We start from the raw sequence: 21227 nt of genomic DNA, 5'->3' as shown, positions 1-21227 counted from the left end.
GTTGCCCCACTGACCGAGGCACCAACTCCCGCAGACTCGCGGTGCTTAACCGGCGACTCGCGCGCGCACCTGCCGTGTCGCCGCAAGCACATTGGTGAGCGATTCGACGGTTTCGGCGTAGCCGCGCGTCTTCAGCCCGCAGTCCGGATTCACCCAGAGCTGACGCTCGGGAAGCGCTGTGAGGGCTCGTTCGAGCAGATCGACCACCTCGGCCACGCTGGGAATACGCGGAGAATGGATGTCGTAGACGCCCGGACCGATCCCGTGATCGAAGCCGCTCGTGCCGAGATCGGCCACGACCGCCATCCGTGAGCGTGCCGCCTCGATGCTGGTCACATCGGCGTCCAGGTTGCGGATGGCATCGATGACGACACCGAACTCCGAATAGCACAGATGGGTGTGGATCTGGGTGGCGGCCGAGACGCCCGCCGTCGCCAGACGGAACGCTCCCACTGACCAGTCGAGGTAGGCGGCCTGATTCGCCCGCTTGAGCGGAAGAAGTTCCCGGAGCGCCGGTTCGTCGACCTGGACAATCTGAATTCCTGCGGCCTCTAGGTCGGCGATCTCATCGCGCAACGCCAGCGCGACCTGCCGCGCCGTGTCGCCGAGTGGCTGGTCTTCTCGCACGAACGACCACGCCAGAATCGTCACCGGTCCGGTCAGCATGCCCTTGACTGGCTTAGCCGTGAGGCTCTGAGCGTAGCTCGCCCAATCGACGCTGATCGGAGCCGACCTCGACACGTCACCCCACAGAATCGAGGGGCGAGTACACCGAGATCCGTACGACTGCACCCAGCCGTTGGCCGTGGTCGCAAAGCCCTCGAGGTTTTCAGCGAAATACTGCACCATGTCGTTGCGTTCCGGCTCTCCGTGCACAAGCACGTCGAGCCCGATCTGTTCCTGTAGGGCGATCACCCGTGCGATCTCGGCACGCATCAGACCGCGATAGTCCTCGGCTGAGAGCGTTCCACGCAGGTGCTGGGCGCGCGCTCGACGGATGTCGGTGGTCTGCGGGAACGAACCGATTGTGGTGGTCGGCAGTGCAGGAAGTCCGAGTGCAGCATCCTGTGCCTCAACACGGTGCTCGTAAGACCCGCGTGTGAAGTCGGTTCCGGTCAGCGCCGCCGCGCGCGCACGCACGCTGCTGTCGCGCACACCCGGTGCATCCTGGCGAGACTGTAGCGCTGCAGCGGCGGCGGCCAGGTCCGGTGAAATTGCAGCCTTGCCGTCAGCCAGACCCCGCACAAGAGTCGTCACCTGAGCAACCTTCTGGTCGGCAAAGGCCAACCAACTGAGGAGGCCGTCTCCCAACGCCGGTTCGTCGTCGATGGAGTGGGGAAGGTGCAGCAGGGAGGTCGAGGTCGACACCGCGAGATGCGCAACCTGGGCCGCGATTGCCTGCGCCGTGTCGAATGCGGCGTTGAGGTCGCCGCGCCACACATTGTGGCCATCGATCACGCCCGCCACCAGTGTCTTCGTACCGAGTCCCGAGAGATCAAACGGCGTTTGGCCCCGCACCAGGTCAAGCCCGACGGCCTCGATCGGCGCGTCGGCGAGAACCGGAAACGCGTCGTCGAGGCTGCCGTACGGCGCGGCAACAAAGATCGCCGGCCGCGTAGAGAGATGACCGAGGGTGTCGGTCGAGTGGCGAAGCGCCGCCAACACCGTGGCACGGGGCACAGGGATGCTCTCTGAAACCAGCCCCGGCTCATCAAGCTGAACCCACTCTGCTCCCGCTTCGGCCAGCCGACCAAGAAGTTCGCTATAGACCGGAAGGAGGTCTCTGAGCCGATCCAGCGGCAGGAACCCCTCCGGCGCCGCATCGCTCGGCTTCGCGAGCAGGAGGAAGGTTACCGGGCCGACGATGACCGGGCGGGTGAGGTATCCGCCCTGCTTCGCCTCAACAAACTCGCGCACGATCCGGTCGCTGGCCAGTGAAAAACGCGTCTCAGGCCCGATTTCAGGCACGAGGTAGTGGTAGTTCGAATCAAACCATTTCGTCATCTCGAGCGGCGGGTTTTCGCCATCTCCCCGTGCCAGCGTGAAGTAGGCGGCGAGGTCGATCGTGCCATCGGCGCCCAGGAGTGAGGCAAAGCGCTCGGGCAGCGCCCCGACGGTGCACAGGGCATCGAGAACCTGATCATAGAAGGAGAACGTCTCGGGAATCGATGAATCGGCGCGCCCCAGCCCGAGTCCCGTCAGGCGTTCCCGAATGTCAGCGCGCAATCCGGCGGCGGTGCTCTCCAGCTCGTCCGCGGTGATCGTGCCGGCCCAGAAGGCCTCGACGGCGCTCTTCAACTCACGCCGCGGCCCGATGCGGGGGTAACCGAGAATTGTTCCGGTGGGGAAAACCGCTGTCTTTGTCATGCCGACTCCTTGACCTGTTGGACGATTGGTGAATCTGCGGGCAGAGCGCCGGAACGCCGAAGGACGTGAAGAACTGTGTCATGTTCGTTGAAGGCATAGAGGTGAAGCCCGGGAGCGCCGCCGTCAATCAGCTGTGTGGCCAAGCGCGCAGCGTGGCGGATTCCGATGTCGCGCTGGCCCTCGACGGTCGGTTCGACGTCAAGCTCGATCGCGAGCTCGGAGGGCAGCTCTTCGCCGGAGAGCTGAAGAATGCGCCGCAACCGGGCTGGACTCGTCGCCGGCATGATGCCGGGAAGGATCGGGAACTCCACCCCGGCGTGTCTGGCCCGTTGGATGAAGCTCAGGTAGTGATCGGCATGAAAGAACAGCTGAGTAATGGCCAGATTGGCGCCCGCCGCCTGTTTTGCGAGCAGCGTGTCGATGTCCTGCGTCGTCGACCGCGAGCGGGGGTGCCCGTTGGGGAAGGCCGCGACCGCGATGCGCACCTTGGCTCGCTCGGTGTGTAGCGTTCGTGCGCCCGGCTGGCCGGGTACCGGGCTCTCCCGGTAGGGGACGCGTTCGGCCTGCACGCGATGAATCAGCTGCACGAGCTCGCCCGCGCTGCGCAGATCGCCGAGGTAGCCTTCGCCCTCCGCCAGCCCCGCTGGGGCGTCACCCCGCAAGGCAAGAAAGCTATTCACCCCGGCGTCCAGAAATTCACGGATCAGCCGGCTCGCCTCGGCGTGAGATGACCCCACGCACGTGAGGTGGGCCATTGGATCAACTGTCGTCTCAGTCAGGATGTAACGCAGCACGTCGAGCGAGGAGGTACGCGACGACCCGTTGGCCCCGTAGGTGACCGAAATGAACTCGGGCCCCGCTGCAGCAAGCGTGTCGATCGTGTGGGTCAGAGCCGCGGCTGCGGCGGCGCCACGCGGGGGATAGAGTTCGAACGAGAAGGGCAGGCCGCTTCTGGGCAGGTCTGGCACGCTCGCTGCAGTCATGGTTCCCTCATTCAACACACGCCAAGCAGCACCTTCTCTGAGGTGCTGTGCGGCCGGATGGCCACCCCCGTGCCGGCAGATGGGCAGGGGTTTCTAGCGGGCGGATGCCGGGCTCGGCTGTCGCTCTTCGTCACCGCCTGTCGTGGCTGGAAACGATTGAGTGAAACTCTAACAACGCCGATTCTGGACGGGGGCGACTGTGACTTTTTGTGTCGTTACGCGGTGATCGAACCGGTGATTTTATAGGCAGAGAACTGCGCTGCGATGTCGGGCATCACGAGCGCTTTAACGAGCGTGCCGTTCTCGGCGTACTCGGTCGACAGAACCTGACCATGCTCATGCAATGAGGAAATCAGGTCGCCTCGGTCATAGGGAACGAGCAGATCGAGTTGAACCTGCGGGCGCGGCAGCAGTTCGGCAACAGCGGCCAGAATCTCGTCGATTCCCTCTCCGCTGCGGGCCGACACGAAGACGGCGCGCGGTTCGAGTCCACGCAGCAGAAGACGGTCGTCATCACTGATCAAATCGCTTTTGTTAAAGACGACGAGCTCAGGAATTTCGCGTGCGCCCACCTCGCCAATCACCTCTCGCACTGTGGAGAGCTGGCTGGCGGGGTCGGGGTGGGACCCGTCAACGACGTGCACGATGATGTCGGAGTCGGCGACTTCTTCGAGGGTCGAGCGGAAAGCCTCGACCAATTGGTGGGGCAGGTTGCGTACGAACCCCACGGTGTCGGTGAGCGTATAGAGACGTCCGTCGTCGGTCGTCGACTTGCGCACCGTGGCATCCAACGTCGCGAACAAGGCGTTCTCGACAAGCACGCCAGCGTTTGTGATGCGGTTGAGAATGCTGGACTTGCCGGCGTTGGTGTAGCCGACGATGGCCACGGATGGCACGGCGTTGCGCTTGCGATTGGCCCGCTTGGCCTCGCGCGCGGGCTTCATCTCGACCATCTGCTTACGCAGCTTTGACATGCGCGTGTGGATGCGACGACGGTCGAGTTCAATCTTGGTCTCACCGGGGCCACGGGAGCCCATTCCGGCGCCTGCGCCACCCACCTGGCCACCGGCCTGGCGCGACATCGAGTCACCCCAGCCGCGCAGGCGGGGAAGCAGATACTGCAACTGCGCGAGTTCGACCTGCGCCTTGCCCTCACGACTCTTGGCGTGCTGGCTGAAGATGTCGAGGATGACTGCGGTGCGGTCGATGACCTTGACCTTGACCGCGTCTTCCAGGGCACGCCGCTGGCTGGGCGCCAGTTCGGTGTCGGCAATCACTGTGTCGGCGCCCATCGCCTGCACGACCGAGGCGAGCTCCTGCACCTTTCCCTTGCCGAAATAGGTGCTGGCGTCTGGCTTCGCGCGGCGCTGCATCAGACCGTCGAGCACGGTGGCCCCGGCCGTCTCTGCCAGGGCGGCGAGCTCACGCATGGAGTTCTCGGCGTCATTGATCGTGCCCTGCGTATACACCCCGATCAAAATGACGTTTTCAAGACGCAGCTGTCGGTACTCGACCTCCGTGACATCTTCGAGTTCGGTGGAGAGGCCGGGAACACGCCGGAGCGCATTGCGGTCGGCCCGCTCAAGTTGTTCGCCGTCATGGCCACCGTCGGCGGAATCTGCCTGCAGTGCCTGGGCGGATCCGCTGGTGAACAACGAGTAGCCTGAAGCCCGGGATTCGGCGCTAGCCAGCACCCGTGCTACTACATCGTCGTCGTCGTGGGGCTCGGTGGTTTCAGTCATCGCTTTAACCCTAGTTCCTCGAACTCCGATAGGTTCCATCTATGGCATCCGAGCACTATTTCTCTTCAGCGTCGGACAGCGAACTCACACTACGTCAGATCACCGTGCACCTCGCTGGCCGAGCACACACGGTCACGACAGCGAACGCCGTCTTCAGTCCCGAGCACGTCGACACGGGCACCCGGGTATTGCTCGACAACGCTCCACCCCCGCCCGTGAACGGCAATTTTCTTGACATCGGCTGTGGTTGGGGGCCGATCAGCCTGCACCTGGCCCTGACCTCCCCCGAGGCCACAATCTGGGCCGTGGACGTCAACCAGCGCGCACTCGATCTGGTGCGCCGCAATGCGGCAGCTCTCGGGCTGACCAACATCCGTGCGGTGCTCCCCGAGGAGGTTCCCGATGACGTCTCGTTCGCGACGATCTGGTCGAACCCGCCGATTCGGGTCGGCAAAGTGGTGCTGCACTCACTCATGACGACGTGGTTACCCCGACTGTCGCCGGGCTCGGATGCCTGGCTTGTCGTGCAACGCAACCTGGGCTCCGACTCGCTGCAGCGCTGGCTCGGCGAGAATCTGAGCGAGGAGTTCGCGGTCTCACGCGACTCGACGAACAAGAGCTTTCGGTTGCTGAAGGTTGCGCGCGACGCGTAGCGCTCAACCGAGGCCGAGCACTCCGTCGAACACGAGCTCGGCCGGGCCCGACAGCGACACGTGCTCGCCGTCCTCCGTCGGGAACATGCGCACGCCGAGCACACCACCTGCAACCTCGACGCGCCATTGGTTTGGCGCCCCGGCACCGGCCCAGTGCCGTGTCGCGAGAGCCGCCGCGACCGCGCCGGTCCCACACGAGAGCGTCTCGCCACTGCCCCGTTCGTGCACGCGCATGCGGATGCGACCGACACCGTCGACGACGAGAGGGTCGCTCGGCACGACGAATTCGACGTTGGTGCCGCCCGCGGGTTCTGGATCGAGTTGTGGAATGTAGCTGAGGTCCGCCGCGTCAAGCTCGGCGTCGTCGGCGAGTGCGACGACGACGTGCGGGTTGCCCACGTTGATACCGAGGCCGGGGCGGGCGACGGGCAGATTGCGCGCCCGCACGAGCGGTTCACCGCCAGCGAGCTTCCACCGACCCAAGTCCACCTGAAAGCCCGTGCGGTTGCGTTGCACATCGCGCACGCCGGCGCGCGTGCCGATCGCGAGAGTATCGCCGGGCTCGAGGGCGACCAGGCCCTGATCGATCAGATAGCGGGCATAGACACGGATGCCGTTGCCACACATCTCCGAGACGGTACCGTCGGCGTTCCAGTAGTCCATGAACCACTCTGCGTCGGCGTCTTCGTCCAGCGACGCCGCACCGGCGGCAAGTTTGCTGGATCTGACGGCACGAATGAGGCCGTCACCGCCCACACCGAATTTGCGGTCGCAGACCGCCTGAATCTGGGTGGGGCTGAGTTCGTTCTCACCCTCGGGATCGGCGAACAAGACGAAATCGTTCCCGGTGCCTTGGCCTTTGGTGAAGTGAAGATCCATGACGCTCAGTTTAGGTGGCGGCGCCAGCGGCGAACTCATCGACGAGCCGCAGCGCCACAGCGCCCCGATCCGGGTCGGCTGCGGTGAGCCAGCGGGTGTCGACTGCGCGCTTGAACCAGCTCACCTGACGGCGCGCATAACGACGCGTAAGCTGCTGCGTCTGTTCGATCGCCTGCTGTTGCGTGAGCGTGCCGTGCAGCTGTCCGAGGGCCTGGGCATAGCCGATGGCCCTGCTCGCCGTCACACCGGTCTCGAGGCCCGCGGGTATCAACGATGCAGCTTCGGCAACCAGGCCGCTCTCCCACATGCCGAGCACTCGCTCGTCCAGGCGCGGGGTCAGCTCCTCACGTGGAGTCGTGAGCCCGACCGTGAGCGTCTCGCGCCAGTAGACCGGTTCGTCGGGCAGCGCCGCGGCATGCGGCGCACCAGTGAGGGCCACGACCTCGAGGGCGCGCACCAGCCGGCGTCCGTTGCTCGGTCCGATCCGCGTTGCGGCGTCGGGGTCCACGGCTTTCAAACGAGCGTAGATGGCGCCGGGGCCTGTTTCCGTCAGCTCGGCCTCGAGTTCTGCCCGCAGTATCGGGTCTGTGCCCGGGAACTGAAAGTCGAACACGACGGACGAGACGTACAGGCCCGAACCGCCGACCAGAATCGGCACGGCTCCTCGAGCCAGGATGCCGTCTATCGCCGCCCGGGCATCTCGCTGGTAGTTCGCCACGGTCGCTTCGTCGGTGACCTCGAGCACGTCGAGGAGGTGGTGGGGAACGCCGCGCCTTTCGCTGACGGCAAGCTTCGCAGTGCCGATGTCCATGCCGCGATAGAGCTGCATGGCATCCGCGTTGACGATCTCGGCGCTCTGCCCCCGGGCGGCCAGGAGTTCGGCCACGTCAAGCGAGAGTTCGGATTTGCCGGTCCCTGTGGGGCCGACGATCGCGAGCAGCACTCTAGCGTTCTGAATCGTCGGCGTTATAGATCGGAATCGTCGTCGAGCCACCCTGCACGCGCAGCGACGGCAGACCGAGTGACACACGACCGGCCGTACCCGAAGCAGCTGGCCCGGCGGGCGTGGGAACACCGCACGACTCGGTTTGCATGCGATCCCACGCGTCTCCGGCGATCGTGCGACGCACCCGCAGCGGGGCACCGTCGGTCGAATCGGCGAGCAGATGGAACGGTGCAGCCTGCGTGACGACGACGGTGACCATATCGCCGGGGCGGGGAACCTCACTTCCGGCCGGCACGTCGAAGTGCACGAGTCGACTGTCGGGTGCGCGCCCGCTCATGCGGTGGGTGTCGGCATCTTTGCGACCTTCGCCGTTGGCCACCAACAGCTCGACCTCGCGGCCGATCACCTTCGTGTTCTCTTCCCACGAGATGCGGTTCTGTAGCTCGACGAGACGCTCGTACCGCTCCTGCACGACCTCCTTGGGGATCTGATCGGGCATCGTTGCCGCCGGAGTACCCGGTCGAATGGAGTATTGGAATGTGAACGCCGTCGCAAACCGGGCCTCTTCGACCACGCGCAGGGTGTCAAGAAAGTCTTCTTCGGTCTCGCCGGGGAAGCCGACAATGATGTCGGTGCTGATCGCTGCTTCCGGCATCTGGGCGCGCACGCGCTCGAGGATGCCGAGGAATTTCGTCGACCGGTAGGAGCGGCGCATCGATTTGAGGATCTGGTCGGAGCCGGACTGCAACGGCATGTGCAGCTGCGGCATCACCGCTGGAGTGTCGGCCATGGCGTCGATGACGTCATCGGTAAACGCGGCCGGGTGGGGGCTGGTGAAACGGATGCGCTCCAGCCCCGGAATCTGACCGGCCGCACGCAGCAGCTTGCCGAACGCCAGGCGGTCTCCGAACTCGACGCCGTACGAGTTCACGTTCTGACCGAGAAGAGTCACCTCAATTGCGCCATCATCGACGAGGGCCTGAATTTCGGCGAGGATCTCGCCCGGGCGGCGGTCTTTCTCTTTACCGCGGAGCGCCGGCACGATGCAGAAGGTGCAGGTGTTGTTGCAGCCGACCGAAATCGACACCCAGCCGCTGTAACTGGAGTCACGTTTGGTGGGCAGGGTGGAGGGGAACGTCTCCAGGGACTCGAGAATCTCGAGTTGCGCCTCACCATTGTGGCGGGCGCGTTCGAGCAGGCTGGGCAGTGCACCCATATTGTGCGTGCCGAACACGACGTCGACCCAGGGGGCTTTCTCCAGGATGGTGTTCTTGTCTTTCTGGGCCAGGCAGCCGCCGACGGCGATCTGCATGCCCTCGTGCCGACGCTTGACCGAGGCCAGGTAGCCGAGGTTGCCGTAGAGCTTGTTGTCTGCGTTCTCACGCACCGCACAGGTGTTGATCACGACGATGTCGGCTTCGGTTTCGGCAGCGACTGCCACGTAGCCGGCGGCCTCCATCGAACCCGAGAGGCGCTCAGAGTCATGCACGTTCATCTGGCAGCCGAATGTGCGCACCTCATAGGTGCGTGCGCGTCCGTCGTCATCGAATGCTGCGCTCGAACGGACGATCGGGGTCGGCGCTGCCAAGGTCTCACTGCTCATAATGAGCTAGTTTACGTTCCCTACCTGAACCGCACGCCCGGGGCCCGGCCACCGGCGCGACGTGAGGCCAATGCGGCGGTGATTGCAACACGTACGGCAGCCGAATCGTACCCCTTGCGCAGGAGAAAGCCAGTGAGCCGACGGTCAATCGTCTGGTCGTCAAAACGGTCGAGTTGACGGATGCGCGCACACGCCAGCTCAACGGCGCGCTCGGTCTCGTCATCGGGTAGTTCCTCGAGTTTTTCTTCGATCAGGAACGGGTCGAGCTTGCGCCGACGCATCTCTGACTCGACGCCCGAGCGTCCCAGCCCCTTGCGCTCGTGGTGGCTGTGAATGATCTGGTCGGCGAGTCGCTCTTCGTCGATGTAGTGTAATTCGGCGAAGCGCTCAAGAATCTCGTCGACCTCGTCAGCATCGATGTCTGTGCCGGCTAACACCACACCCGCTTCGGCGCGCGAGAGCGAACGACTGCGCAGCCGCCGGAGCAGAAGTTGTTCTGCCCGTTCTCGTTCCTCCGCCTGATCGAGCGGGGCTTCCCCGACGTCGCGAACATCGTTGTTTGCGCCGTCGTTCGCGCCGTCGTTCACGTCGTCGTTCACGTTGTCGTTCACGTTGTCGTTCACGTCGATGTTCACGTCGATGTTGGCGACTCCTTCAGGAGTACGTGAGGTGCTCTGAGAGCTGGCCCGGGTCGCTTCGGCACCGCCCGCGGCCAAATACCACTCGGGCTTTTCGCATGTCATGCTGCGAAGCGCGCGCACGGGTCGACTGCCCTCATCCCCGGTTGCCGGAGCGGACGCCTCCCCCGCAGCAGAGACCCCTTCCGCGGGTGCCGCTCCCGGAGTGGAGCGGGAAGCAGCGCTCCGCAGATAGGTCACGGGTGCCAGACCCGGAGTCGTGGATGTGTCGTCGACGGGTTCGAAGTGGACCATTCCCGTGACCTTCCTTTCGGTACTTCACTGCTGACGTTCGGTGAAACCGTGATGCCCCGTTCAGCGCAGTGCGGCGAACGGGGCATCACGGGAGGGGCGAAGAAACCTAAGCGCTCTTGCGAGCCGAGGCCTTGGTGGCCACCACAGGCGCGGTTCCGTTGGCCTGAGCCTCAGCGGCCGCCGCAGCCGCGGCTTCGGCGGCCGCCTTGTCGGTGGCGGCCTTGGCTGCGATGCCCTCGGCACCGATACCGAGTTTGTTGAGGATCTTGGTCTCAATCTCCTGCGCGATGTCGGGGTTCTTCAGCAGGAAGTTTCGCGAGTTCTCTTTACCCTGACCCAACTGGTCACCGTCGTAGGTGTACCAGGCGCCGGACTTCTTGACGATTGCCTGGTCCACCCCGAAGTCGATCAGGCTGCCTTCACGAGAGATACCGACGCCGTAGATGATGTCAAATTCGGCCTGTTTGAAGGGCGGTGCCATCTTGTTCTTGACGACCTTGACCCGGGTGCGGTTACCAACCGCTTCGGTGCCGTCTTTCAGGGTCTCGATACGACGGATGTCGAGGCGTACCGAAGCGTAGAACTTGAGCGCCTTACCGCCGGCAGTGGTTTCGGGGCTACCGAAGAAGACACCGATCTTCTCGCGCAGCTGGTTGATGAAGATCATCGTGGTGTTGGTCTGGCTGAGCCCACCGGTGAGCTTGCGCAGCGCCTGCGACATGAGGCGAGCCTGCAGGCCGACGTGGGTGTCGCCCATCTCGCCCTCAATCTCGGCGCGCGGAACGAGCGCCGCGACGGAGTCGATGACGATCAAGTCGATCGAGCCACTGCGCACGAGCATGTCGGCGATTTCAAGCGCCTGTTCACCCGTATCGGGCTGGGAGACCAGGAGCGCATCGATGTCGACGCCGAGCTTCTTAGCGTATTCCGGGTCGAGGGCGTGCTCGGCGTCGATGAAAGCGGCGATGCCGCCGTTGCGCTGAGCGTTGGCGATGGCATGCAGGGTGAGCGTGGTCTTACCCGACGACTCCGGGCCGTAGATCTCAACGATGCGACCGCGCGGCAGCCCCCCAACGCCGAGCGCGACGTCGAGCGCGATGGATCCGGTGGGAATCACCTCGACAGGCGCACGGTCATCGCTTCCGAGGCGCATGACAGAGCCTTTTCCGAATTGGCGGTCGATCTGGGCGAGAGCTACCTCGAGGGATTTCTCGCGATCTGCTGCTGAGGGCATGTCGGTCTCCTTCTTTCCGTGCGTCGGTCGCCTATAGGCTGTCGCGTCATTCCCCGGGATAACCCCGGTGAACTCTCTCGACAAGGCAAGTGCGGTGTCTTGATGACGAGTGCGACTGTACGCCGAGCCTCCGACAGTGAACGGAGTGCGCGAAAAACAGTGCACAACCGTTTTCGAGGCCTGCTGTTGAGGAGTTTACCAAGATGCGAACAGGTCTTCGAGTGGCTCGCGGCGTGTCGGGCCAGAAAAGTCGACAGTTGTCGCGCAGCGAACGACCTACTGCTGAACGACTGGACGCCCCACGCCGTACCAACGACTCTCGGGAACATCGGTCTCTGCGCACAGCGCCAACCACACCTCACGTGCGGGAACCCCACCGGCGAGGGCCTGTTCGGCCGTACGCCCGCCCAACGGAGTCAAGATCAGATCATTCGTGACCACGCGGCCGTAGCCTGCACCGAATTCGTCGCTGACCGCTCGGCGAAACTCACTCAGTTTCATCGACCGTGCCGCCGGGGCGAATCGGTGTGGCACGCCGCGCGGAACACGACGTGAGTGCTGACATTCATTCTGCGTAAGAGGCGCTTAGCGCACCATCATGTCGACGTCGAACTTTGCCACAAGCTCGTCTGGCACTGTGTCGGGGAACCTGTCGATTCCTTCGATCACGGCTAGACGGTCGCCAACTTCACGCATGATGACCGAAATGGGAGTATCTAGCGCATCTGCAACCGAGGCCAGAATCTCCGAAGAGGCTTCTTTCTGACCACGCTCGACCTCACTCAGATACCCGAGAGCCACACTGGCTTTGCTCGCGACCTGGCGGAGAGTACGACCTTTTTGCAGGCGGAAGTCCCTGAGCACATCGCCGATTTCCTGACGAACAAGAATCATCGGAACCTCCTTCTCTTGCCACTCAAACTCGTGGGCCCGTGTGGCGGATGGCCAACATTACTACATACATCCGACACTATGACACTACCGAATTGGACTGGACGTTATTTGTTAATCTGCTGTCTGTAACCCAGTGATTCTGGGAACTATTCCGCCAATGTCTGCGCTATCAGCTGACGCACAGCTTCGACTGTACGCACGACGGTTTCTGAACGTATCGACGCACGGTCTCCCGCAAGCTGCAACGCGACGACCTGGGATGCTCCGTCCATCGAGACTCCGATGAAGACGGTGCCGGGCTCCTGCCCATCTTGAGAGTCAGGGCCTGCCACGCCCGTCGTCGCCACACCGATGTCTGCGCGTCGCCCGTCGACCGCAACTGCGGTGCGCACGCCGACCGCCATTTGCAGCGCCACGTCGGGATGCACGGCGCCGTGCACCGCGAGCACTGACACGTCGACCCCGAGTAGTGTGCTCTTCAATTCGGTGTGGTAAGCGACTACTCCCCCATTGACGACAGCGGATGCGCCGGGAATGCGGGTGAGCTCGGCCGTCACGAGACCGCCGGTGAGCGATTCAGCGACGCCGATCGTCATGCGCGCGGCGCGCATCGTCTCGATCAGATCGGCCGTGGCGTCAGTGGAATCACCAAGATCAGTGGCATCAGTGACGTCAAGCATCGCGCTTCACACGGCCCTCTCGTCGGGCGGCGAGCAGATAGTCGAACCCGGTGACCACGGTCATGATGAGCGCAAGCGCCATCACCACGGCGTTGAACCCATGCACCCAGTCGCCAAAGACGAGCCAGAGCGGAACCAGATAGAGCGAGATGGCGACCGATTGCAGAATGGTCTTGAGCTTGCCGCCACGTGAGGCCGGAATCACCCGGTCGCGCAGCATCACGAAGCGGAACACTGTGATGCCAAGCTCGCGCACCAGGATGACGATCGTCACCCACCACCACAGCTCGCCGAGAATCGACAGTGCGACCAACGCTCCGCCAGTGAGCACCTTATCGGCGATCGGGTCAAGCAGCTTTCCCAGATCGGTCACGAGACCCTGGCGGCGTGCGATGGCTCCGTCGATGCCGTCCGTCGCGATCGCCACGATGAAGAGACCGGCTGCCCACCAGCGGAGGGCGCCGTCATGGCCGCCGTCGGCCAACAGCATCCAGATGAACAGTGGTGCAAGAAGTATTCGAACGACGGTGATGGCGTTCGGCAGGTTCCAGTTGCTGGGAACTGCGGCGGGGGTATGAGGGGTGTCGGGTGTGGCCATCGTTCTAATCCCTGTCCGTCAAGTTCCAGGCGTCTTCATCATCGGAAGCCTCGACCTCAGGATAGCCCTCGGTCATACGGCCAACCGGGTCTTCGGCGTAGCGCGGGTCTGGTGCCTCGATTGGCGCGGCCGCGGCGGGTGAAGACGCCGCAAGCGCGTGCTGTTCGGCATCGGAACCACGCAGGCGTGCGAGCACACTCGGCAACTGCTCGGCATTGACGAGCACATCGCGCGCCTTCGATCCCTCGGAGGGGCCGACGATTTCACGCGATTCGAGCAGATCCATCAGGCGGCCTGCCTTCGCGAACCCGACACGCAACTTGCGCTGGAGCATCGAGGTCGAGCCAAACTGGGTCGACACAACGAGTTCGGCCGCGGCGAGCAGCAACTCGAGATCATCACCGATGTCAGAGTCGATCTCTTTGCGCGCCGCCGTTGCCGCGACATCCGCCCGATACTCGGGGCGAGCCTGCCGCGTGACGTGCGCGACGACCTTTTCGATCTCGGCTTCGTTGACCCAGGCTCCCTGCACGCGCACGGCCTTCGATGCACCCATCGGAAGGAACAGCGCGTCGCCCTGGCCGATGAGCTTGTCGGCCCCGGGCTGGTCGAGGATGACCCGGGAGTCGGTGACGCTCGTGACAGCGAAGGCGAGCCGAGAGGGCACATTGGCCTTGATCAAGCCGGTGACGACGTCGACCGACGGACGCTGGGTAGCCAACACCAAGTGGATGCCAGAGGCGCGAGCGAGCTGGGTGATGCGCACGATCGAGTCTTCGACGTCGCGCGGCGCAACCATCATGAGGTCGGCGAGCTCGTCGACCACGACCAGAAGGTAGGGGTAGGGCTTGAGTGTGCGCTCGCTGCCGGCCGGAAGCACGATCTCGTTGCCGACGACAGCCTTATTGAAGTCGTCGATGTGACGGAAGCCGAAGCTGGCCAGGTCGTCGTAACGCATGTCCATCTCTTTCACCACCCAGGCCAGCGCTTCGGCGGCCTTCTTCGGGTTGGTGATGATGGGGGTGATGAGGTGGGGAACCCCGGCGTACGGTGCCAGCTCGACCCGTTTGGGGTCGATCAGCACCATGCGCACCTCGCTGGGCTTGGCCCGCATGAGGAGACTCGTGATCATCGAGTTCACGAAGCTCGACTTACCGGAACCGGTCGAACCGGCCACGAGAAGATGGGGCATTTTGGCGAGGTTGGCCACGACGTAACCGCCGCCGACGTCTTTGCCGACACCGATCGTCATGGGGTGCGTGCTGCTTGTCGCTGCCCCGGATCGCAGCACGTCACCGAGCGTGACGATCTCGCGGTCGGTGTTGGGAATCTCGATGCCGATGGCGCTCTTACCGGGGATGGGCGAGAGGATGCGCACTTCATTCGAGGCGACGGCGTACGACAGATTCTTGCTGAGCGCCGTGACCCGCTCGACCTTGACGCCGGGGCCCAGCTCGATCTCGTACTGGGTAACGGTGGGGCCTCGCGAAAAACCGGTGACCTTCGCGTCGACGTTGAACTGGCGCAGCACCTCGGTAATCGACGTGACGATGTCATCGTTGGCGGCGGAACGTGCCTTCGCCGGAGGTCCGGCGACAAGCGTGGCCGTTGAGGGCAGCAGGTACGGCAGTGTCTCGTGCGGCTCGTGCGGCAGCGGGACCATTCCCCCGGAATCGGGGTTCTCGAGTGTGTCAAGACCGGCAAGCTCGTCGGTGACCCCCGACGGGTCATCGCCCGTGAGGCCCGTCGTCGGGGCGTGTGGGGCCACGGATTCGGGGACGAACCGTTTGACGGCTTCTTCGGCGTTGGCCAACTCGTCGAGCACTTCAAGCACCTCGGTGCCCGCATAATCGGGTTCGACCGGATGCGGGGTGTGCGGGACGCGCGCCGTGGCCTGCTCGAGCGGAGTGTCGAACCCGCCGCGCACGTCGCCGGCGCCGAGTAGCGTCGCCATCGGGTCCGGGTCTTCGTCGTGCGGATCGGTGACCATCGCACCACCGAAATCAGGGTCTTCCTCACGCTTGCTCGTGTTGCGTCGCCACCAGGGCAGAGCACTCGGGTCTTCGTCGTTGCCGTCATCGTCGACGCCGTCGAGCTCGACCTGAGCGGTTTTCTCGAGCTTGGCCGCCTTCTGGGCCTGTCGCTCGTCTGCGTCGGGCAGTTGCGCCCCGAAGAGCCACACGTACAGCTCTCTGGCCCGCTCGCCGACCTTGTTCGGTGGTGTCTTGGTGATGATGAAGAGGCTCAGGATGAGCAGCAGAATGACCACGATCGTCGCGCCGATCGAGGTCGTCAGCAGAATCAGCGGGGCCGCGATCATCCAGCCGATCACGCCCCCCGCGAGAGCCAGGGTGGCCATTCCCTGGCTGGGTTCCGGCTGGCCTCCGAAGATGTGGCAGAGGCCGGAGACCGAAACGAGCAGCACTGACAGTCCGATTCCAATGCGCCCGTTGTCGTGCACGGAACTTGGTTTGCGGAACAGCCAGATCGCGAAGATCAGCATGATCACGGGCAGCGCGAAGGCGACGCGGCCGAACAGACCGCCGAACGTGAAGGCATCAAGGGTCTGGGCGACGGAGTCGTTGATCAGAAACCATTCGATGACGGCGCCAGAAATCGCCAGCAGCACCAGAAAGAACGGCAGGCCGTCGCGGCGTTCGTCTTTCTGCAGTTTCTCGGGGCCGAGCGCGCGCGCTGCCCCACCCGTGAGGTGTGCCAGCGCCATCCACATGCGCACAGGCACGGATACCGGGGGTTCTTGAACGGGGAATTTGACGGTTTTCTGCGCTGCCGTTTTGGCCGCCGGCTTCCGCGTGGTGCCGCCTGACGCGGCCGCGTTGCGGGCGCGGCCGGTCGACTTAGTGCTCGTAGCCATGTAAACAACGGTACAGCCGCCCACCGACACTGGCCGTACCCCACGCCCAAGAGCGCAATCAGCCGGTCTTCTCGCCCACCCGGCGAACCGATCGGGGTTTTCGCTCGGGGCGCGCCGCAGGAATGCCGCGCGCGAAGAGCAGCGACGCAATGGCGACCACGATGAGAGCGAAGAACGACAACCGCAACGACGACACCTGCGACTCCGTGTAGAGCTGGGTCAGCGCTGACCCCTCGCTCGAGGACAGCCCGGCCTTCTCGGCAATCGCCGTGACCTGATTGACCGGCACGATGCCGATGCCGACCGAGCTCTGCTCGGCGACCATGCCCTTGACGTTGTTGGGCAAGGAGCTCGAATTAACACTCCCCACGAAGGAAGCCGACAGGGTGGCGATGAGCACTGAGCCGATCAGGGCCGTCCCGAGTGACGAGCCCAGGTTCTGGAACACTCCTTGCAGGCCGCCCACCTCACTCGTCTGTTCGGCGGTGACACTGGACATGTTCACGTTGCCGAGTTGCGAGGCAAGCAACCCCAGTGCCGCACCGGCGAAGAACAACCCAATGCCGAAGGCCCATCCCTTGAGCTCTGACGAGACCGAGCTGAGAAGCAGGAACGACGACGCGATCAACACGAACTGTCCAAGGATCACGATGGCACGCGGCGACCACAACCCGGAGAGACGCGTACCCACGATCGAAAACAGGATCAGCGAGATCGACAGTGGAAAGATGCGGATTCCGGTCTGCAACGCATCCAGGCCCAGCGTCATCTGCAGGTAGATCGGGATCATGAAGAACAGGCCGCCGGTGATGGCGTATTGCGCCCCGAGCACGCTCAGCCCACTGCGCAGCGACCGGATGCGAAACATGGAGACCTGCACGAGCGGCGCTCGACCCCGTGCCACCAGATGCTCCTGCCGCAGGAAGAAGAACCACAGCAGCACCGCGCCGACGATGATGCAATAGGCCGTCAGCGAGATGCCCAGCGGGGCGATCGGGGTGTTTCCGATCTGCGGTGAGTGGAGGGGGCGCACCCAGCCCCAGGTCTTGCTCTGCAGCATCCCGAACACGACGAGCACGAGTCCGGCCGCCGAGAGGAGCACGCTCGACACATCGATCCGCACCTTCTGGGGCACGCTCGTGTCGGCCACCCGACGCACGACGAAAAGCAGGAGCAGCATGATCACGGTCTCGCCTGAGAAGACGTACCGCCAACTCAGGTAGGTGGTGAGGAATCCGCCGATCAGAGGGCCTGCGGCGACGGCCGCGCCCGAGATCGCACCGATCATGGCAAAAGCGCTGACGCGGTCCTTTCCCTCGTAGTTGCTCGCCACGAGTGCCGCGATTGCGGGAATCACGAGTACGGCGCCCAAGCCTTCGATCACCGACCAGCCCAGGAACAGCACTACGATATTCGGGCTGAGCGAGGTGATCAGCGAGCCGAGCGCGTAGATCAGTGTGCCGATGACGAAGGCGCGACGCCGCCCCCAGACATCACCAAGCTTGGCCCCGAGCAACATGACGGCCGCCATGGTGAGGGTGTAAAACGTGATCGCGCTCTGCATGGCCGAGACCGACGTGTCGAGGTCTTTCACGACGGTCGAGATCGACACGTTCATCACCGTGCTGTCGAGCACCATCACAAACTGGGCGATGCCCAGGATGATGACCGCAGTCCATTTCTTCACACTCGCCTCCCACAGTTTCGGCAAGCCACTCTCGTGCGGAACTGTAGCAGGATGAGCAAATTTCGGCAGATATTAGTAGCGGATCGCGTCGATCACCTTCACCCGCACCGCCACGAGGGCGGGCAGCAGGCCCGCCAGTGCACCGACCGCCGTCGCCGAGACGAGACCAAGAATCGCGGCTTCCACAGGGAACGGGGGAAAGTCGGTGACCATGCCCTGGCCGATGAACTCCTCGACCCAGGGGTTCTTCACAATCAACACTGCCGCGATCACCCCGAACAGGCCGGCCACGACCGTCGCCACGACACTCTCCATCATCACCGAGAAGAACACTCGACCGGCCGTCGCACCAAAGCTGCGACGGATGCCGATTTCACGGATGCGCTGCTTGAGCGTGACCATTGCGATGTTGACCAGCCCGAGCGCGCCGAGCAGCAGCACCAGTCCGGCCACTCCTCCGACCATGAGCTTCATCGGCAGAAACGGGTCCATGCCGTCGTTGTATGCCGCGTAGTCCTGGCGGTTCACGTAGACACTCGCGTCCTCCCCCAGGCCGCCCTGAATGTCGCGCTGCAGCAGCTTCTCGAACTGCGTCGAGAGTTCTGGTGGCACCCAGGCCTCATACATCGGCGGTTGCTGGCCCATTCCGTAACTCATGCCCATGCCGCCCAAGGCGACGCCGCCTCCGCTCGGCGGGGCCGGTGCCACGGCCGGGGTAATCGCCTGCATGGCGTCGGTCAACAGATACATCCCGGGCTCGCTATCCCATTGCGATGACGGGTAGACACCGACAATCACGGCCGTCGTGTTCTGTTGCCCGATCAGGGACACAGTCGGGTTGTTCGCCAGCGCCGGGCTGCCGAGGCGGCTGTAGAACACCTCGTTCACGACCACGGCCGGTGCGAGGCGCTCGACGTCTGCAGCGGCGAACCACCGGCCCTCTGTCAGGCGCACCCGGTGCATTGTGGCGTAGTCCTCGTCGACGCCCTTGGTCGGGACATTCGCCGCACCGTCGGCGAATTGCACCAGGTTACTGCCGGAGATGACGCGGGTCGAGAAGGTGATGTCGTAGCGTTCCAGGGTGCTCGCCCAGAGCGCGTTCATCGTCTCGGGCGCCGGCGGACTGCCGTCACTCAGCGACGCGTTCACCTGCAGGTTGGCGGGACGCCCGCCGTAGGTCTCCTGCTGTTCGACCATGGATTGCCCGGCCACTGCACCGAGCCCGACCACCGTGGTGATCGCGCAGACGGCGACGGCTACGCCGATGAGGGACATCATGACGCGCGTCTTATGGATGCGCACCTCTTGCCAGGCTTCGACAAACGCGCCGTAGCTGCCGCTCAGAAACCGCCTCATGCCGGCACCGCCTCGAGGTGTGAAACCACCGGGGTGAGCACGCCGTGGTCGAGGCGGTAGTGCGTCGACGAGAGTTCCGCGATGGCCGGATCGTGAGTGATAGTGACCAGTGCTGCGCCGGATGCCGTGGCCACCTCATCGAGGAGGTGCATGACCGAGGCACCGGTCTCAAGGTCGAGGGCGCCGGTCGGCTCGTCGGCCAAGATCAGACGTGGCCCCCGCACGAGCGAGCGAGCGATCGCCACCCGCTGCTGTTCACCGCCCGACAATTTGTCGGGCAGGGCCTGTGCGCGGTTGCCCAAACCGACCCGTTCCAGCATCTCCCGGGCGATCTTCGAACGTTGCCAGAACTGCCGCCCTTCGGCGTAGAGCAGCGGAGTCATCACATTCTCGAGTGCCGTACGGCCCTGCAGCAGGTTGAACTGCTGAAAGATGAAGCCGATGTCGCGGCCGCGAGCACGGTCGCGGGCGGAGGCCGAGAAGGACTTCACGGGCTTGTCGTCGAAGAACATCGCCCCGGTGGTCGGCTTGTCAAGCAACCCGAGCAGGTTCAGCAGCGTCGACTTGCCCGAGCCCGAACGGCCCACGATCGACACACGGTCGCCGACCGACACGGCGAGATTCACACCCGAGAGAATGGTCAGCGACGGCCCCTCGACGAGTTCCACCGTGCGAGTGACCTCCTCGAGGCGGAGGAGCGTCATCGGCCCATTCCCATGTCGCCGCCACACTCCACGCTGCCGTCTGCGTTGGTCACGCAGCCGTTCTCATCGGGAGTGACCGCGCCCGGCACGAACTGGTTGATCAGGTCGCCGTCTGCCAGTCCGCTCGAAATTTCGATACTCGTTCCATCGGTCATTCCGAGAGTGACCGGGCGCTCCTCGGTGGTTCCGTCGGGTAGAACAGCCCAGACAATGCCGGTCTTGGCCGAGCCCTTGACCGCGGTGGTCGGAACGACGAGCACATTCTCGGCCTTTCCACCGGCGATGGTGATCTGGGCGGCCAGACCCGAGAAGACGGTGACGTCCGACGGGATGCCACAGCGCACGGTCGTGCCCCCACCCGCCGACCCCGTTCCGCTGTCGCCCGGCGCGCGGCCGCTGTCGGCGCCGGCCAGCGGCGTCGTGATCGACAGGTTCGTGCAGGTGAACGGCGCCGGCCCGTTGGTAATGGTGATGGAAGCCTCGGTCGGCTGATTGAGCAACCGATACTGCTGGTCGGGGCTGAGCGAGCCGCTGACCGAGAATGACGGCGGCGCGATCTGCCCGCCGGTGTCGCCGACCGCCACGGATTGGCCGGGCAGCACGGTCAGGGAGCTGAGCACGCCCGCGATCGGCGCGAAGACCTTGGCGTACGTGATGGTCGGGCGCGGCTGAGTCACGATCACCATGCCAGTGGCGTCCGTCGTCTCGACCGGCTCGCGGATGGTCTCCACCTTGATGTCGTAGAGCGTGTCGCCCTCAGCGACGGTCTGACCGGCCTGCGCGAAGACCTCATCGACCGTGCCGACGCCCGTGGCGCGCACGGGAACGGCCGGGTCGGCCTGCACCGTGCCGGGCAGCGTGACGTCATTAGTGATGGTGCCGAGCGCGACTGGAATCTGCGGTTCGACGATCTGACCGGTCGGAACGTTCGGGTCGCTCGCCTCCGCGCCGCTCGGAAAGAATGCGAGTTTGACCAGTGCGGTGGCGATAGCGGCGACCAACACGATCCTGATGATCGGAAAAATCCATGTGCGTGCGACGTTCAACGAAGCTCCCCCAATTAATGGCAATTGGGTCGATCCTATGGGCAGCAC

General features: G+C 64.2%; 18 protein-coding genes. 1 reads left to right on the top strand and 17 read right to left on the bottom strand.

Translation table 11 applies throughout. The features are described from left to right. Positions 1-45: 45 nt before the first annotated feature. The 3 genes from metE to hflX all read right to left on the bottom strand — a co-directional run bounded on the left by metE (position 46) and on the right by hflX (position 5092). A complete protein-coding gene (gene metE, locus HNR05_RS01070; RefSeq protein WP_179577336.1) occupies positions 46-2367 on the bottom strand; it encodes a 5-methyltetrahydropteroyltriglutamate--homocysteine S-methyltransferase in 2322 nt (773 codons plus the stop codon). Further along, on the bottom strand, positions 2364-3350 hold the full coding sequence (locus HNR05_RS01065; protein WP_179577335.1) for a methylenetetrahydrofolate reductase: 987 nt from the start codon (positions 3348-3350) through the stop codon (positions 2364-2366). Before HNR05_RS01065 ends, metE begins: the two co-directional genes overlap by 4 nt. A 215-nt stretch (positions 3351-3565) precedes the next feature. Then, positions 3566-5092 (bottom strand): GTPase HflX, encoded by a 1527-nt coding sequence (gene hflX, locus HNR05_RS01060; RefSeq protein ID WP_179577334.1) that lies wholly within the window; start codon positions 5090-5092, stop codon positions 3566-3568. A 41-nt stretch (positions 5093-5133) separates the two neighbouring features. Here hflX and HNR05_RS01055 point away from each other — a divergent pair, with 41 nt between their 5' ends. Then, the gene (locus tag HNR05_RS01055; RefSeq protein WP_179577333.1) at positions 5134-5745 is read left to right on the top strand and encodes a class I SAM-dependent methyltransferase; all 612 of its coding nucleotides are present in this window, start codon (positions 5134-5136) and stop codon (positions 5743-5745) included. 3 nt (positions 5746-5748) lie between these two features. On the opposite strand, the gene dapF is transcribed toward HNR05_RS01055, so the two are convergent. The 14 genes from dapF to HNR05_RS00985 form a co-directional block, all read right to left on the bottom strand. After that, positions 5749-6624 (bottom strand): diaminopimelate epimerase, encoded by an 876-nt coding sequence (gene dapF / locus HNR05_RS01050; RefSeq protein WP_425485066.1) that lies wholly within the window; start codon positions 6622-6624, stop codon positions 5749-5751. Between the two features lie 10 nt (positions 6625-6634). Continuing rightward, the gene (gene miaA / locus HNR05_RS01045; RefSeq protein ID WP_218868939.1) at positions 6635-7564 is read right to left on the bottom strand and encodes a tRNA (adenosine(37)-N6)-dimethylallyltransferase MiaA; all 930 of its coding nucleotides are present in this window, start codon (positions 7562-7564) and stop codon (positions 6635-6637) included. A gap of 4 nt (positions 7565-7568) precedes the next feature. Next, positions 7569-9173: a tRNA (N6-isopentenyl adenosine(37)-C2)-methylthiotransferase MiaB gene (miaB, locus tag HNR05_RS01040; protein ID WP_179577330.1), complete on the bottom strand. Its 1605-nt coding sequence runs from the start codon at positions 9171-9173 to the stop codon at positions 7569-7571. A 20-nt stretch (positions 9174-9193) separates the two neighbouring features. After that, on the bottom strand, positions 9194-10105 hold the full coding sequence (locus tag HNR05_RS01035; protein WP_179577329.1) for a regulatory protein RecX: 912 nt from the start codon (positions 10103-10105) through the stop codon (positions 9194-9196). Positions 10106-10211: 106 nt separating this feature from the next. Further along, positions 10212-11339, bottom strand: a complete 1128-nt coding sequence (gene recA, locus HNR05_RS01030) for a recombinase RecA (RefSeq protein ID WP_179577328.1) — start codon at positions 11337-11339, stop codon at positions 10212-10214. A 276-nt stretch (positions 11340-11615) separates the two neighbouring features. After that, the gene (locus HNR05_RS01025) at positions 11616-11840 is read right to left on the bottom strand and encodes a DUF3046 domain-containing protein (protein ID WP_179577327.1); all 225 of its coding nucleotides are present in this window, start codon (positions 11838-11840) and stop codon (positions 11616-11618) included. An 84-nt stretch (positions 11841-11924) separates the two neighbouring features. Continuing rightward, positions 11925-12233 carry a helix-turn-helix domain-containing protein gene (locus HNR05_RS01020; protein WP_179577326.1) on the bottom strand — a complete coding sequence of 103 codons (309 nt, stop codon included), beginning with the start codon at positions 12231-12233 and terminating at the stop codon, positions 11925-11927. 146 nt (positions 12234-12379) lie between these two features. Further along, positions 12380-12913, bottom strand: a complete 534-nt coding sequence (locus HNR05_RS01015) for a CinA family protein (RefSeq protein ID WP_179577325.1) — start codon at positions 12911-12913, stop codon at positions 12380-12382. Beyond that, positions 12906-13511 (bottom strand): CDP-diacylglycerol--glycerol-3-phosphate 3-phosphatidyltransferase, encoded by a 606-nt coding sequence (gene pgsA, locus HNR05_RS01010; RefSeq protein ID WP_179577324.1) that lies wholly within the window; start codon positions 13509-13511, stop codon positions 12906-12908. The genes HNR05_RS01015 and pgsA overlap by 8 nt, the downstream gene beginning before the upstream one ends. 4 nt (positions 13512-13515) lie before the next feature. Then, complete coding sequence (locus tag HNR05_RS01005) at positions 13516-16386, bottom strand: FtsK/SpoIIIE family DNA translocase (RefSeq protein ID WP_179577323.1); 2871 nt, start codon at positions 16384-16386, stop codon at positions 13516-13518. A 58-nt stretch (positions 16387-16444) separates the two neighbouring features. Beyond that, positions 16445-18073: an MFS transporter gene (locus HNR05_RS01000; protein ID WP_179577322.1), complete on the bottom strand. Its 1629-nt coding sequence runs from the start codon at positions 18071-18073 to the stop codon at positions 16445-16447. 72 nt (positions 18074-18145) lie between these two features. After that, positions 18146-19429, bottom strand: a complete 1284-nt coding sequence (locus HNR05_RS00995; protein WP_179577321.1) for an ABC transporter permease — start codon at positions 19427-19429, stop codon at positions 18146-18148. Further along, positions 19426-20133 (bottom strand): ABC transporter ATP-binding protein, encoded by a 708-nt coding sequence (locus HNR05_RS00990; protein WP_179577320.1) that lies wholly within the window; start codon positions 20131-20133, stop codon positions 19426-19428. Before HNR05_RS00990 ends, HNR05_RS00995 begins: the two co-directional genes overlap by 4 nt. Further along, positions 20130-21179: an efflux RND transporter periplasmic adaptor subunit gene (locus HNR05_RS00985; protein WP_179577319.1), complete on the bottom strand. Its 1050-nt coding sequence runs from the start codon at positions 21177-21179 to the stop codon at positions 20130-20132. Before HNR05_RS00985 ends, HNR05_RS00990 begins: the two co-directional genes overlap by 4 nt. Positions 21180-21227: the final 48 nt, after the last annotated feature.

Origin of the sequence: Leifsonia psychrotolerans (assembly GCF_013410665.1) — a bacterium.
GTDB classification, from domain to species: domain Bacteria; phylum Actinomycetota; class Actinomycetes; order Actinomycetales; family Microbacteriaceae; genus Cryobacterium; species Cryobacterium psychrotolerans_A.
This window is presented reverse-complemented; position numbering and strand designations above follow the sequence as displayed.